This is a genomic window from Pseudomonas sp. JV449, assembly GCF_032424295.1.
Classification (GTDB): domain Bacteria; phylum Pseudomonadota; class Gammaproteobacteria; order Pseudomonadales; family Pseudomonadaceae; genus Aquipseudomonas; species Aquipseudomonas marginalis.
Genome location: NZ_VYKD01000019.1, coordinates 428,690 through 441,757, shown reverse-complemented (window position 1 = coordinate 441,757; position 13,068 = coordinate 428,690). Strand labels below are relative to the sequence as shown.

Below are 13,068 nucleotides of genomic sequence, written 5' to 3'. Positions count from 1 at the left end.
CTATCAACGTGACGCAGGGATAAACGCCACACTCCCATCCTCACGCTTGTGAAACAGCCGCTCGCCATTGTCCGGCTGGGTCGTGATCACCTGATGATCCGCCCCCAGGAATGCCAACGGCGTCGGATCCTCCTTGGAAAACTGCGCGACGATGATCGTGCGCTGCGGGTCGAAAGCCTGGCTGCTGGTTTTTTCCAGCCAGGCCATGAACGCGGCGCTGTCGCCCTGGCGGGGAAAGTCCTGGGTCTCGGCGATGTAGTAGAACGGCTTGCCGCCATTTTGCAGGTACATCGGTACCTTGTTGTCGACTTCCACCAGCACCATCTGCCATTGGTTCCAGGGCGTGCTTTTCACGGCCTCGGCTTGCACATCCTCGGCGAAGCGGGTCACGCCGCCGTTGCCGTTGGACCAGGGATAGGCCACGCCGAGGATCAACAGCATGAGTGTGGCAGCGATCCCCAGACCCTTCTGCCAGCGCGGCCAGCTGGCGGGCTTTTTCAACACGCGCTCACTCAGCCACCACGCCGCCAGCAATTGGGCGAACGGTACCAGCGGCAACACGTAGTAGCTGCGCCGGCTGCCGCTGGCGGTAAAGAACACAAACAGCAGGCCCAGGCCCCACACCAGCCAGCGCACGTTGGGCGGGGTGTGGCGCCAGTGCCGCACGGCCAGCCACAGGCCGAGCAGCCAGCACGGGGTCCAGGGCAACGTGTAGGCGGGCAGGTAGATCAGGTAGGTGTAGATCGGTCCCATATGGTCGAACGGGTCGAAGAAGCGCACCACGTTTTCCCGGAACACCAACGCCAGGCCGCTCTCGCCATAGGTCGGTGCGCCGTACAAGTGCGACAGCACGAACGGCACGGCATACACGGCGGCCGCGATCAGCACGGCCAGCAGCAGGCGCAGATTGAGGTGGCGCTTGTAGCGCTGTTCGCTGAGCAGGTGCGGCAGCAGCACCAGGCCGGGCAGCACGAAGCCGAGCAGGCCCTTGAGCAACGACGTCAGGGCCAGCAACAGGAAAAACACCGTATAGCGCCACAGCCGCGTGTCGTCTGGGCCGCGCCAATACCAGGCGACGGCTGCCAGCACGCCGCACACGGTGAGCTCATCCGCCGTAGCCACGCGGGCCCAGAACAGGAAGTAGAAGGTGGTGGCGAGCATCCAGCCGGCGATCAGCCCCGTGCCCTTGCGGAACAGGCGTTCGCCAATCAGGTACACCAGCCACACACTCAGCCACGCGCCGATCACCGACGGCAGGCGCAATGACCAGGGCCCGAGGCCTCCCATCAGGTGCGCCGCGCCGGTGATCAGCCAGTAGGAGGGCAGGGGTTTGTCGTAATACGGCCCGCCCTTGAGGTATGGGTCGAAATAGTCACCGCTCTGCAGCATCTGCAAGGCGATATTCGCCCAGCGGGTTTCCGGGCCCCATAGGTCACGCGCACCCAGGCCGGTGAGCAGCAGCAGGGCCGAGACGCCCAGCAACAGCAGCAGGGCGCCGCGTTCGGTCTTGAGATAACCCGGCATCATGGCGCCTGCGGGTAGAGGATAAGTTCCAGGGAGCCCTTGTAATAGCGTTTGCCTCCGGGCGGCAATTGCCCGGCCTCGCGCATTTCACTGGTGCTGTTGACCCGCAGCAGCACGCCGACCGAGCCTTGCTGGCGCGCCTCTTTGAGCCAGCCCTGAAGCTGTTCCAGCTCCACTTTGCGTGTGACCGCACCGGCGTACTGCAAGCCGTAGCGCAACTCGCCTTCGGTGTCATACAGCGCCACGTCGGGTCGTTGCAGGCGCCAGGCCAAGGCGCTGGCGCTCTCCAGTTCATTGCTCAGCAGCGCGTGGGTGTGCTGCAACTCATCCACATGCTCCAGCACAAATTGGTCGGGCATTTCGTTATCGGCGATGTAGGCCGGCATGCTCGACGGCAGCAGCACCACCAGCAGGCCGATGCCCAGGGCTGGCATTGCCCACAACGTCAGCGGCCGAAAGCTTTGCAGCAGGTTGGTGAGGATCCAGCCCAGCAGCACGATAAAGGCCAGCGACAGGCTGAACATCTCGGCATGGCTGTTGCCGTAGAGCGGCCTCGCGATTTGCAGGTAGATCAGCCCGACCATGGCGGCCATGCCGATCACGAAGTTGAACAGGCCATTGAGGCGCAGGGTTCGGGTTCTGCCTTGGCTGACCAGCTCGCTCAAGGTATGCCCCATCAGCAACGCCAGGGGCAGCAGGCACGGCATGATGTAGGTCGGCAGCTTGCCGTTGCTCAGGCTGAACAAGCCCAGGGGCAGCAGCAACCACAGGGCCAGGAAGGCGATTGCCGGGTGGCGCTTTTCTGTCCAGGCCTGGTGCAGGGTGTTGGGCAGCAGCCCGGCCCACGGCAGGCAAGCCACCGCCATGATCGGCAGGAAGAACCACCAGGGTCGCACGTGTTGCGCGTTGTCGGCGCTGAAGCGGCGGATGTGTTCATTCCAGAAAAAGAAGCGCCAGAAATCCGGTTCCTGAGTGTGGATCGCCAGCACCCAGGGCAAACACACCAGCACGGCCACGCCGATGGCCAGCGGGCCATACCGCAGCAACTCGCCCAGGCGCCGCTGCCAGAGCATATAGGGCACGGCGATCAGCACCGGCAGCGCCCACGCCAGGAAACCCTTGGTCATGAACCCCATGGCACAGGCAAATCCCAACACGGCCCAGGCGCCCAGGCGGCTGCGCAGGGTGCTGCTGTCGAGGGCAAACCACAGCGCCACCAGGCTCAGGTTGACCCACAAGGTGAATGGCGGATCGAGGTTGGAATACCCCGCTTGCCCGGCCACCAGGCCAAAGCTCAGGTAGAGCAGGGCGCAGGCGAAGCTTTTGCGCGGGTCGTTCCACAGGCGACGGGCGATCAGGTAAGCGAGCAGCACACTCAAGCCGGTGGTCAGGGCCGAGGCGATGCGTACACCGAACAGGTTCTGGCCAAACACGGCCTGGCCCAGGGCGATCAGCCAGTAACCGGCGGCCGGTTTTTCGAAATAGCGGATGCCCATGAAGTGCGGTGCCACCCAGTTGCCGCTCAGGAGCATCTCCTGGCTGATCTGGGCGTAGCGGGTTTCATCCGGTATCCACAAACCGTGCAGGCCCAGTGGCAACAGATAAAACGCGACGAAGGCCAGCAAGAGTACCGGCAGGGGTTTCAGGCGAGTCATGAAAACGTCGCTCCTTGACGTCCGATGGTGTTTTTTTCAACTAATGAAGTAATGGCGAAAGTCGTCACGGCGTTCACTAAATAACAGGAAATAGTCATAACGACCTTAATTAAGGACGCAACTAAACATGCCAGAACAGGGCTGTCTTTTTGCTGAACATAAGTCTGGCGGCGGGAAGGGAATGACTTAGATTTGTTTAAGCGCGGCAGGCCAGTCCTGGTTTTTCATGATGCCCAGGGCCTTGAACTTGCCGTTGGCCAGCACCTGCACGAACAGCGCGCTGCCGTACTCGGAAAACTTGGCGTGGGGGAAGCCCAGGGCGGTTTCAAAGTCGGCGATGCAACCGCTGTGGGTGACGAATACGAGGTTGCGTCCAGCCTGTTTGTGGCTGAGCAGTTCTTCGCCCATGGCCTTGCCGCAGACGGCTTGTTCGCTGGAGGTCATGTCGGTTTTGCCGAACATGAAGCGCGAGGTCTGAGCCGTGCGAATGGCGGGGCTTGAGAGTACGTCAGTGCCGTCCATGCCCAGTGATTTAAAGGCTTTTCCCAGGTTTTCGGCGTGTTGGCTGCCATTGATCGTCACGCCTTCCACCGGGCCCAGGCACGGGTTGCTCGAACGGTCGCAGCGCTCTTCATGCCGCACCAGTACGATCAGGTCGCCGTCGCGCCACAGCGGCAGCACCTGGGACGTCAGCAGGCGGTTGCCCACGCCGAGGTCCCGTGGGGAGGACGGCCAGAACAGCGCGCAAGTGAGCAGCACGGCGACCACCGTAAGCCCGAGCCAAAGCGGTTTGAGGCGCTTGAAAAAGGCTCGGCGCGAGCGTGGTTTAATCAGGGTAAGGTCAACCACTACATTCACCATGGTCACTATCGGCTGTGTTGTATTAATTAGGCGCAACTTGTCGGCAAGTGCCCGAAGTGAAGCGCGAGGCTGTCACAGGGTGGCTGTCTTTTCGCTGAACATGCTGCGGTTAAAAGTTGCCAGGCGTGGCAACTAATAAGTTGTCGACGAGTGACGCTTGGCCGGCAATTTAAAGTGCGGTGGGTGGGCGGCCGGTGAAAACCATGTGAAAAATTTGCGTGGCCTTGATCCTCAGCCGTTATTCTCGATTGCCAGCCATCAAACGAGTGTTGCCATGTTGCAGGTGCAAGGTGTCTTCAAAAGCTACGCCACCCCCCAAGGCCCGTTGGCGGTGTTGGCGGGGATCGACCTGCACCTGGGGGCGCGCAGCAGCCTGGCGTTGATGGGTGAGTCCGGCAGCGGCAAGAGCACCCTGCTGCATCTGGTTGCCGGGCTTGATCGGGTGGACGGCGGCAGCATAGAGGTGGGTGAGCAGCGCCTCGACCGGATGAGCGAGGCGCAACTGGCCCACTGGCGGCGTACCGAGATTGGCCTGGTGTTCCAGCAGTTCAACCTGATCGGCAGCTTGCGCGTCGACGACAACCTGGCGTTCCAGGCCCGCCTGGCGGGGCGTTTTGATCCGCAGTGGCAGGCGCAATTGGTCGAACGCCTGGGCCTGGGGGACTTGCTCAAGCGCTATCCGGAACAACTCTCGGGCGGCCAGCAGCAACGGGTGGCGGTCGGGCGGGCGTTGGCCTCGCGCCCAGGTTTGCTGTTGGCCGACGAGCCCACCGGCAACCTCGACGAAGCCACCAGCGACGAGGTCCTGCAACTGCTGCTGGACCTGCTGCGCGACAGTCCCACCAGCCTGTTGATGGTGACCCACAGCCCACGCATCGCCGCCCGACTGGACCGGCAAGTGGTGCTGCATCATGGACAGGTCATGCCGACGTGAGGGTGTTTTACTGGACCTTGCGTGCCTTGCTCAGCCATTGGCGACGGCATCCGGTGCAGTTTTTCAGCGTACTTACCGGCCTGTGGCTGGCCACCGCGCTGCTGACCGGGGTGCAGGCCCTCAACAGCCAGGCCCGCGACAGTTACGCGCGCGCCAGCCAATTGATCGGCGGCGAACCCCAGGCCAGCCTGAGTGCGCCGGACGCCACCAGTTTCGCGCAAACGCTGTTTGCCCAACTGCGTCGTGCCGGGTGGCCGGTGTCGCCGGTGGTGCAGGGGCGGCTGCAACTCAAGGGGCATGAGGACGTACGCCTGCAGTTGATGGGCATCGAACCATTGTCGTTGCCCGGCAGCGGCGCGGTGGCGGGGCAGCGCCTGAGCCAGGCGCAGATGCTGGCCTTCTTTGAACCGCCGGGTCTTACCTGGATTGCGCCGCACACCTTGCAGGCCCTGGGACTGCGTGAGGGCCAGCAACCGCTCACGCTGAATGGGCAGCGCCTGCCGCCGTTGCAGGTCCAGGCGGATATGGCGCCCGGCCTGTTGCTCACCGATATCGGGTTTGCCCAGGCGCTGCTGGAGATGCCCGGCCAGCTCTCGCGCCTGCTGGTGGACAAGGCCTTCGCCGCTCGCCATCCCACACCGCCCGCCGGGCTGCAGCTCAAGGAGGGCGAGGAGAATAACCTTGCACGGTTGACCGAGAGCTTTCACCTGAACCTTGATGCGCTGGGTTTCCTGTCGTTTGTGGTGGGGCTGTTTATCGTGCACGCGGCCATTGGCCTGGCCCTGGAGCAGCGGCGCGGGTTGTTGCGCACCTTGCGCGCCTGTGGGGTGAGTGCGCGGATGTTGATCCTCGGCCTGGGGGTGGAGCTGGGGGCGTTGTCGCTGTTGGGGGGCGTGCTCGGCGTCGCCAGCGGTTACCTGCTGGCCAGCCTGTTGCTGCCGGATGTGGCCGCCAGCCTGCGTGGCTTGTATGGCGCCGAGGTGCCGGGCCAATTGAGCTTGAGTCCCTGGTGGTGGGCGGCAGGGTTGGGCTTGAGCCTGCTCGGCGCCTTGCTTGCCGGCGCCAGCAGCCTATGGCGCGCGGCGCGTTTGCCGTTGCTGGCGCTGGCCAACGCCCAGGCCTGGCACGAGGCCCATGGGCGCTGGTTGCGGCGCCAGGGCTGGGTCGCGGCTACGGCCTTGCTGATCGCGTTGTTGGCGTTATGGCTGGGCGACAGCCTGGCGGCGGGCTTTGTGTTGATGGCGGCCTTGCTGCTCGGCGCCGCCCTGGGCTTGCCGGTGCTGCTCAATGGCCTGTTGGAGGCGCTGCTGGGGCGCAGCCGTTCGGTACTCGGCCAGTGGTTCCTGGCTGACTGCCGTCAACAACTGCCGGCCCTGAGCCTGGCGTTGATGGCGCTGCTGTTGGCCCTGGCCGCGAATATCGGCGCGGGCTCCATGACCTCAGGCTTTCGCCACACGTTCAACAACTGGCTGGAGCAACGCCTCACCGCCGAGCTGTACCTCAACCCGCAAACCCCGGCCCAGGCAGAGCAACTCAGCGCCTGGCTGGCGCAGCAACCGTTGGTGCATACCGTGTTGCCCACCTGGCAGATCGCGGTGCAATTGCAGGGCTGGCCGGCGGATCTGTTTGGCGTGGTCGACGACCCGACCTATCGCCAGCACTGGCCGTTGTTGGAAGCGGCGAGCGCGCCGTGGGACCAGTTGCAGCAAGGCGAGACCCTGATGCTCAGCGAACAGCTGGCGCGGCGGCTCGGGGTGACGCTGGGTGATACGGTGAGCATTCCCACGCCCCAGGGTGTGTGGTCGCCGACCGTGGTGGGGGTGTACGCCGATTACGGCAACCCCAAGGGCCACGTGCTGGTCAATTCCCGGCACCTGCTGGCCCGCTGGCCGACACTGGCACCGGCGCGTTTCAACCTGCGGCTGTTGCCGGAAAACGTGGCGCCGCTGGTGGCTGAAGTGCAGCGCGCCTTTGCCCTGGAAGACAGCCGTATCGTCGATCAACAGCAACTCAAGGGCTGGTCGAGCCAAGTGTTCGAGCGCACCTTCGCCGCTACCGCCGCGCTCAACAGCCTGACCCTGGGCGTGGCCGGCGTGGCACTGTTCATCAGCCTGCTGACCCAGAGCCAGAGCCGCCTCGGCCAACTCGCCCCGCTGTGGGCATTGGGGGTGACGCGCAGGCAATTGATGCTGCTGAACCTGGGGCAAACCTGGCTGCTGGCGGTGCTCACGTTGCTGCTGGCGTTGCCGCTGGGCCTGTTGCTGGCGTGGTGCCTGGACGCGGTGATCAACGTGCAGGCCTTTGGCTGGCGCCTGCCGTTGCAAGTGTTCCCGTGGCAGCTCGCACAATTGCTGGGGCTGGCGCTGCTGGCCACGTTGTTGGCGTCGGCTTGGCCGCTGTGGCAGCTGTACCGCAGCCGTCCGGCGGATTTGTTGAGGACGTTTGCCCATGAAGATTAAGCCCCTGTTCCTGGCTGTCCTCTCTGTAGGAGCGAGCTTGCTCGCGAAAAACCCGAGAGCGCCGCGTGCAGCCGGAATGCCCGCGTTATCGTTGACGTTTTTCGCGAGCAAGCTCGCTCCTACAGGGCTTCTTCTGTTGCTGTTAGGCGCGTGCGACCAACAACCTGCGCCGCCGGAAAGCTTCGCCGGCCTGGGCAGTGACGCGGCCGACTTTGCCCAGGTGCTGCCCGGCAAGGTCTTCAGCTTTCCCGAGGACCACGGCCCCCACGACGGCTTTCGGATCGAGTGGTGGTACGTCACCGCCAACCTCAAGGACGCCCAGGGCAATGTGTTCGGCGTGCAATGGACGCTGTTTCGCAACGCCCTCAAGGCCGGGCCGACGCAGGCGGGCTGGCACGACTCGACCGTATGGCTCGGCCACGCCGCCGTCACCTCCGCCACCCACCACTACGCCGCCGAACGCTTCGCCCGCGGCGGCGTCGGCCAGGCCGGGGCGCAGGCCGCGCCGTTCAACGCCTGGATCGACGACTGGAATTTCGCCAGCCAGCCCGGCGCCGCGAGCGCCTTGGCGGACATGCAACTCAAGGCCAGCGGGGCGCAATTTGCCTACGACCTGCGCCTCACCTCCAGCCGGCCATTGGTGTTGCAAGGCGACCATGGCTACAGCCGCAAATCCGATCAGGGCCAGGCGTCGTACTACTACAGCCAACCTTTTTTTACCGCCGAGGGCAGTGTCAGCATCGACGGTAAGACGTATCAGGTCAGCGGCCCTGCGTGGCTCGACCGCGAATGGAGCAGCCAACCGCTGACCGCCAGCCAGACCGGCTGGGACTGGTTCTCCCTGCACCTGGACCGAGGCGAGCAACTGATGCTGTTTCGGGTGCGGCAAACCGACGGCGCGTCCTACCTGACCGGCACCTGGATCGACCGCGAAGGCCACACCCAGACCCTGCACAACGCCGACATCCAACTGGCACCGCTGGACACCACGGCGATTGACGGCCGCCAGATTCCCACACGCTGGTCGCTGAAAATTCCCGGCAAGCAGCTGGATATCACCACCCAGGCCGTCAACCCCAAGGCCTGGATGAACCTGAGTATTCCGTACTGGGAAGGGCCGGTGCGGTTTGAGGGTGGGGTGGGGTACCTGGAGATGACCGGGTATTAGATGAAGAAATTTCCTACAAAAATACTGGACATGCATACAGTTGTTGGCTAGATTCCATCCCAGGTGACCGGATGTCACCTGACCTTCAGTTTTTAACTATGGATGGATAAAAAATGAAATCGAAAAAAGCCTTTATGCTCGGTGCGGCCATGGCGGCCACCTGCTTTGTCTCGACCTTTGCCCTCGCTGAACAATACCCTCACCTGGCTGCGCAAGCGGCGCCTCCTGCGGTCAAGCAAGGCTTGAAAAGCGCTGCGAAGGTCAAGGCCAACAAGGCGACGGCTGCCCTCAAACAGCAATTGCTGGCGGGTGCCCAGCAGAAGAAAACCCTGTTTGCCCCCAAGGCGAAGGCTGACTCGGTGGTGGAAGACAACACTGCGCCGGCCAGGGTGGCCAAGGTACAAAAAGCCACGGCCCAGTCGGCGCCCGCCGTGCAGGCTGCGCTGGTCCAGGGCTGTGAGCAGACGCTGGACATCAACTCGCTCTATACGATTGATGGCGTGCAAACCGGCGACCTGCTGTGCTACCACTTCAACCTGCCGCAGAAGGCGCGGATCAATGTTCTGCTGGTCAACCAGACCGCAGGCACCGACATGTCGTTGTCGCTGTTCCAGGACGACGGCCAGGGCAATCCGCTGCCCCTGGGCACCTCCAATAACCCCGGCACGGGCGATGAAAGCCTTGGCGGCGTGGTGCCGGCCGGCGATTACTACTGGTTCATGGAGGCCAACGCGGCGGTCCAGGGCTCGAGCTTTCAGTTCGGCGTCGCGGTCGATACCAACCTTGATGCGTTCGAACCCAATGACACCCCGGACACGGCCTTCCAACTGCCGGACACCCTCAACTACATCAACGGCAATGCCGACAGCCTGGATGATGTCGATTACTTCGATTTCACCGCCGTCCGTGGCCAGAGTGTGGGTATTGCGCTGACGGCCGATGCGACCAGTGGCAGCACGCGCAACAAGTGGATCCTCGAGCGTTTCGATGGCGCCCAGTGGGTCACCGTGGGGGCCAACGTCGTGTCGACCTCGATCCCGAGCCCGGGTGTCGGTGGCGTGGTCAAGGTACGTGTGCGGCCGAACCAGCACCCGAACGAGCCGTGGAGCGCGACCGGCAAGTACAACTTGTCGTTTGGTTCCAACCCGCGGGTCAACAGCCCGGATGTGAAGGGCGAGGCGAACGTGTTGCGCATTCCGTATTCGGCTTCCGACGTGGGCTACGGCTACATGACCACCCAAGCCTATCGCGACCTGACCTGGACCATGGGCCTGTCGGACAGCACCGGTGCACCACTGGTGGGCCTGCACCCGATCGTCTATCTCGACCAGCGGATCGACCCGGCCAACGGCGATATCGTCTACAAGGCGTATTCGGCGGCGACCGACAGTGCGGGCCAAGCGGCGGGCACGATCAACGTGGGCACCTGCTTCGGTGATTTCCAGACCACCTTTGTCGACTATGCCCAGGGCTACAACAACACCTGGCGTACCGACTTCAACTACGGCGTGTGGCGCATGGAAGTACTGGAATACCCGGGTATCGGCGTCGGTGGTGACAACACCGAGTTCGTCAGCTTCGGCCACCTGTGCAAACAGACCTTGCTGAGCAGCACCAAGAGCTGAACATGAGTGACCCGTAGTACCCAGGGCATACAGGCCAGGCGCCTGTATGCCCTGTTTGCGTTATTGCGCCAACGCCAGCTTCAACGGCAAGCGCGCCATGCTCGTATTCTTCAATGAGCCCAGGTACAGCCAGTCGCCATATTCCCGGGCCGTGGTGATGGGCGAGTAATTGCCGGCGCTGCCATCCTGCAAGTTGGCGATGACCTTGCCGTCGGTGTCCAGCCCCAGCACGAAGGCTTTGCGCTCAATGGGCTTGGGCACCACCATCAGCGCGCGCACCATCACCTTGCGCAGCAATGGGTAACCGGCAAAACTGTCCAGCAGCGGGTTGCGCGGTGAGTACAGTGCTACCCAGAAACGGTCCTGGCCGTTGAAACTGAGGTTGTCCGGCAGGCCGGGCAGGTTGTCGATAAACAAGTCGTGGTTGCCCGCACGTTCGCCCTTGAGCCAGTAGCGGCTGATGCGATACGCCCCGGTTTCATTGACCAGCAGGTAATTTTCATCGGGGCCGAGGGCCACGCCGTTGGCGAATTGCAGTTGGTCCAGCAACACCTCGGTGGTGCCGTTGCGAAAGTCATAGCGCAGCAGGCGACCATCGCCGCCATGCTCGATCACCGCCTCGCCATCCTGGCCATAACCCCAGCGGCTCGAAGCATCGCTGAAGTAGGCATAGCGCCCGCCGGCATCGATGGTCACGTCATTGGTAAAGCCAAAGGGGACGCCATTGGCGCTGGCGCTCAGGACGGTCAGTTGGCGCTGGGGATCCAGCGCGAGCAAGCCCTTGACCCCGTCGGCAATGATCAAGCGCCCGTCCGGGTGCAGTGCCATGCCCAGCGGCCGCCCACCGGTGTTGGCCAGTACTTCCAGGGTGGGGCTGTCGGGCGACGTGCGGATGATGCGGCCGTCATGCAGCCCGCTGATCAGAAGCCCCTGGGCATCGAGCAGCAAGGCCTCGGGGCCGGCGATGCCCTGGGCGCCGATTTTCTGCACAGCCTTGAGGCGCTGGTTGTCGGCATAGGCACCTTCCTTCATCGATGGCGCCTTGGGCGGAGCCCAGTTCACCGGTTGCACTTTGGTCGGCATCAACAGCAGGAAAGCGATCACCGCCAGCAGCAGCACAAACAGCAGATGACGCATTTTCTTTCGACGGGTACTCATGACGATTCCTGGTTGTCGTTGGGGTTCGGTTCCCAGTACAGGGTGCCGAACAGGTAATCCATCAGCGGGAGGACGATATTGAAATTGCGCCCCTGCATCAGCTCGCGGCGGTGATGCAGGGCGTGCAGTCGGTGCATCTGGCGAATCCACGGCAGGCGCGCCAGCGGGTGGTCGGCGGGCAAGTGCTCGCAGGCGTGGAACACTTCGTAGAGCAGGTAACCGAGGATCATGCTCCCGGCGAACAGCCCGGCGACATTGGCGTTCAGGTGCTGGAGCAACCACCAGGCGGGGAGGGTGATGACCAGGCTGTGCAGCACGATCAGCCACGCCGGGAAGAGAATGACGCGCCAGTCTCGCGGGCTGTCGTAGGTCATGTGGCCGGGGGTAAAGAAGCTGTGGTGATCACCGGTGTGGCGCGCATAGAACAGGCGGGCCAAGGCGTGCTTGTGATGGCCGAGGTGGCGATGCACCAGGTAGATACAGAGGTTGAAGAGCACCAGGGTCAGCGGCACGGTCAGCCACTCGAACGGCGTAACTCGGTGGGTGGAGGCCCCGGCCAGGCCGATGCAGCACACGCCATAGCCGAGCACAAAGCCGGCGTGCAGCCAGGGGTTGTAATGGGGGCTGACCTCGGCGCGGTAGCGGCTGCGAAACGTCTCGGTGGGATGGACCATGGCGGGCTGCTCAGGTTTTTTTGTTGGAGACTGAGCTTAGTTGGTACACGGGAATCTGCGAGTTTTGCGCGCTGCGCCGGGGAAGGGATTCAGATCAACGGGTCCCAGCGCTGTGACCAGTCACTCTCGGCCTTGACCACTTCACGCAGCAGCCCCAGGGCCTGTTGCAACACCGCCGAATCCCGTGCCCGCGAGTACACCAGGAACGTCGGGAAGCTGAACTCCGGGGCCTTGGGCACGCGCTGCATCACGCCGCTGTCCAGGTAGCTCTGTACCACCCGCGTGCGGAAATAGCCGGCGCCGCCGTTCTCGAGGATGTACTGCAATGCCAGCGGCCCGAGGTTGAAACTCACCGCCGCGCGAGCCCTGTCGGGCAGGGCCGCGTCGTGCTGCTGGCGGAAACCCGGGCCCCAATCGATGTAGACGTACGGGGCCGGTTTACTCGTCAATTGCACCAGGATCAGTTTTTCTTCCAGCACCTGTTCCACCTGCAACCCCGGCCAGTACTGCGGCTGGAACACCAGCGCGGCATCGAGTACGCCGAGCTCCAGCTGCCGCAGCAGGTATTCACCTTCACGCACTTCGGTGCGCAGGGCATGCCCGGGGATCTGTTCGCGCAGGGCCCGGGCCCAACCGAGCATCAGCGGGTTGCACAGGCTGACTTCACCGCCGATATGCAGCACATTGCGGTAGCCATCGGGCAACGGCAGGTCGCGCCGCGCGGCTTCCCAGGTTTGCAGCAACTGGTTGGCGTACACCACAAACGCCTCGCCGTCGGCGGTCAGGCGTGCACCGGCGCGGTTGCGCACGAACAGCGTACTGCCCAGCTGGCTTTCCAGGTTTTTAACGCGTGCGGTGATGGCGGTCTGGGTGACGTGCAGTTTCTCGGCGGCGGCGGCCAGGCTGCCGCAGCGGGTGATTTCCAGGAAAGTGCGTGCCAGTTCGATGTCCATGAAGCCCCCGGGGATGAATGGGGGACATTGTAGAGGCAGGGGATTGGAGTGCGCTCA

10 protein-coding genes are annotated in these 13,068 nt (G+C 63.6%); 4 read left to right on the top strand and 6 right to left on the bottom strand.

Annotation, left to right across the window (positions count from 1 at the left end):
• Positions 1 to 3: 3 nt before the first annotated feature.
• The 3 genes from F6S08_RS19670 to F6S08_RS19660 form a co-directional block, all read right to left on the bottom strand.
• Complete coding sequence (locus tag F6S08_RS19670) at positions 4 to 1,524, bottom strand: ArnT family glycosyltransferase (protein ID WP_315872196.1); 1,521 nt, start codon at positions 1,522 to 1,524, stop codon at positions 4 to 6.
• Positions 1,524 to 3,179 (bottom strand): lipid IV(A) 4-amino-4-deoxy-L-arabinosyltransferase, encoded by a 1,656-nt coding sequence (gene arnT, locus F6S08_RS19665; RefSeq protein WP_315872195.1) that lies wholly within the window; start codon positions 3,177 to 3,179, stop codon positions 1,524 to 1,526. Before arnT ends, F6S08_RS19670 begins: the two co-directional genes overlap by 1 nt.
• 186 nt (positions 3,180 to 3,365) lie before the next feature.
• Positions 3,366 to 4,040 carry a histidine phosphatase family protein gene (locus F6S08_RS19660; RefSeq protein ID WP_065923764.1) on the bottom strand — a complete coding sequence of 225 codons (675 nt, stop codon included), beginning with the start codon at positions 4,038 to 4,040 and terminating at the stop codon, positions 3,366 to 3,368.
• 274 nt (positions 4,041 to 4,314) lie between these two features.
• On the opposite strand from F6S08_RS19660, the gene F6S08_RS19655 reads away from it, so the two are divergent.
• The 4 genes from F6S08_RS19655 (at position 4,315) to F6S08_RS19635 (ending at position 10,226) form a co-directional block, all read left to right on the top strand.
• Positions 4,315 to 4,974: an ABC transporter ATP-binding protein gene (locus F6S08_RS19655; protein WP_315872194.1), complete on the top strand. Its 660-nt coding sequence runs from the start codon at positions 4,315 to 4,317 to the stop codon at positions 4,972 to 4,974.
• Complete coding sequence (locus F6S08_RS19650; protein WP_315872193.1) at positions 4,971 to 7,433, top strand: ABC transporter permease; 2,463 nt, start codon at positions 4,971 to 4,973, stop codon at positions 7,431 to 7,433. The genes F6S08_RS19655 and F6S08_RS19650 overlap by 4 nt, the downstream gene beginning before the upstream one ends.
• A 76-nt stretch (positions 7,434 to 7,509) precedes the next feature.
• Positions 7,510 to 8,601 carry a lipocalin-like domain-containing protein gene (locus tag F6S08_RS19640; protein WP_315872221.1) on the top strand — a complete coding sequence of 364 codons (1,092 nt, stop codon included), beginning with the start codon at positions 7,510 to 7,512 and terminating at the stop codon, positions 8,599 to 8,601.
• Between the two features lie 113 nt (positions 8,602 to 8,714).
• Positions 8,715 to 10,226, top strand: coding sequence for a hypothetical protein (locus tag F6S08_RS19635; RefSeq protein ID WP_315872192.1), 1,512 nt, complete (start codon positions 8,715 to 8,717; stop codon positions 10,224 to 10,226).
• 60 nt (positions 10,227 to 10,286) lie between these two features.
• Here the strand turns inward: F6S08_RS19635 and F6S08_RS19630 are convergent, their stop codons facing one another.
• From F6S08_RS19630 to F6S08_RS19620, 3 genes are all read right to left on the bottom strand, one after another.
• Entirely contained in the window at positions 10,287 to 11,384 is a 1,098-nt protein-coding gene (locus tag F6S08_RS19630) for an SMP-30/gluconolactonase/LRE family protein (RefSeq protein ID WP_065948440.1), read from the bottom strand.
• The gene (locus F6S08_RS19625) at positions 11,381 to 12,058 is read right to left on the bottom strand and encodes a sterol desaturase family protein (RefSeq protein WP_065948439.1); all 678 of its coding nucleotides are present in this window, start codon (positions 12,056 to 12,058) and stop codon (positions 11,381 to 11,383) included. The genes F6S08_RS19630 and F6S08_RS19625 overlap by 4 nt, the downstream gene beginning before the upstream one ends.
• Positions 12,059 to 12,147: 89 nt before the next feature.
• Positions 12,148 to 13,011, bottom strand: coding sequence for a LysR family transcriptional regulator (locus tag F6S08_RS19620; protein WP_027606159.1), 864 nt, complete (start codon positions 13,009 to 13,011; stop codon positions 12,148 to 12,150).
• Positions 13,012 to 13,068 lie beyond the last annotated feature (57 nt).

Bases quoted from the DNA above. Each gene is read 5' to 3' on its own strand.
- F6S08_RS19670 (WP_315872196.1), bottom strand. From the start codon at position 1,524: ATGCCGGGTTATCTCAAGACCGAACGCGGCGCCCTGCTGCTGTTGCTG.
- arnT (WP_315872195.1), bottom strand. From the start codon at position 3,179: ATGACTCGCCTGAAACCCCTGCCGGTACTCTTGCTGGCCTTCGTCGCG.
- F6S08_RS19660 (WP_065923764.1), bottom strand. From the start codon at position 4,040: ATGGTGAATGTAGTGGTTGACCTTACCCTGATTAAACCACGCTCGCGC.
- F6S08_RS19655 (WP_315872194.1), top strand. From the start codon at position 4,315: ATGTTGCAGGTGCAAGGTGTCTTCAAAAGCTACGCCACCCCCCAAGGC.
- F6S08_RS19640 (WP_315872221.1), top strand. From the start codon at position 7,510: ATGCCCGCGTTATCGTTGACGTTTTTCGCGAGCAAGCTCGCTCCTACA.
- F6S08_RS19635 (WP_315872192.1), top strand. From the start codon at position 8,715: ATGAAATCGAAAAAAGCCTTTATGCTCGGTGCGGCCATGGCGGCCACC.
- F6S08_RS19630 (WP_065948440.1), bottom strand. From the start codon at position 11,384: ATGAGTACCCGTCGAAAGAAAATGCGTCATCTGCTGTTTGTGCTGCTG.
- F6S08_RS19625 (WP_065948439.1), bottom strand. From the start codon at position 12,058: ATGGTCCATCCCACCGAGACGTTTCGCAGCCGCTACCGCGCCGAGGTC.
- F6S08_RS19620 (WP_027606159.1), bottom strand. From the start codon at position 13,011: ATGGACATCGAACTGGCACGCACTTTCCTGGAAATCACCCGCTGCGGC.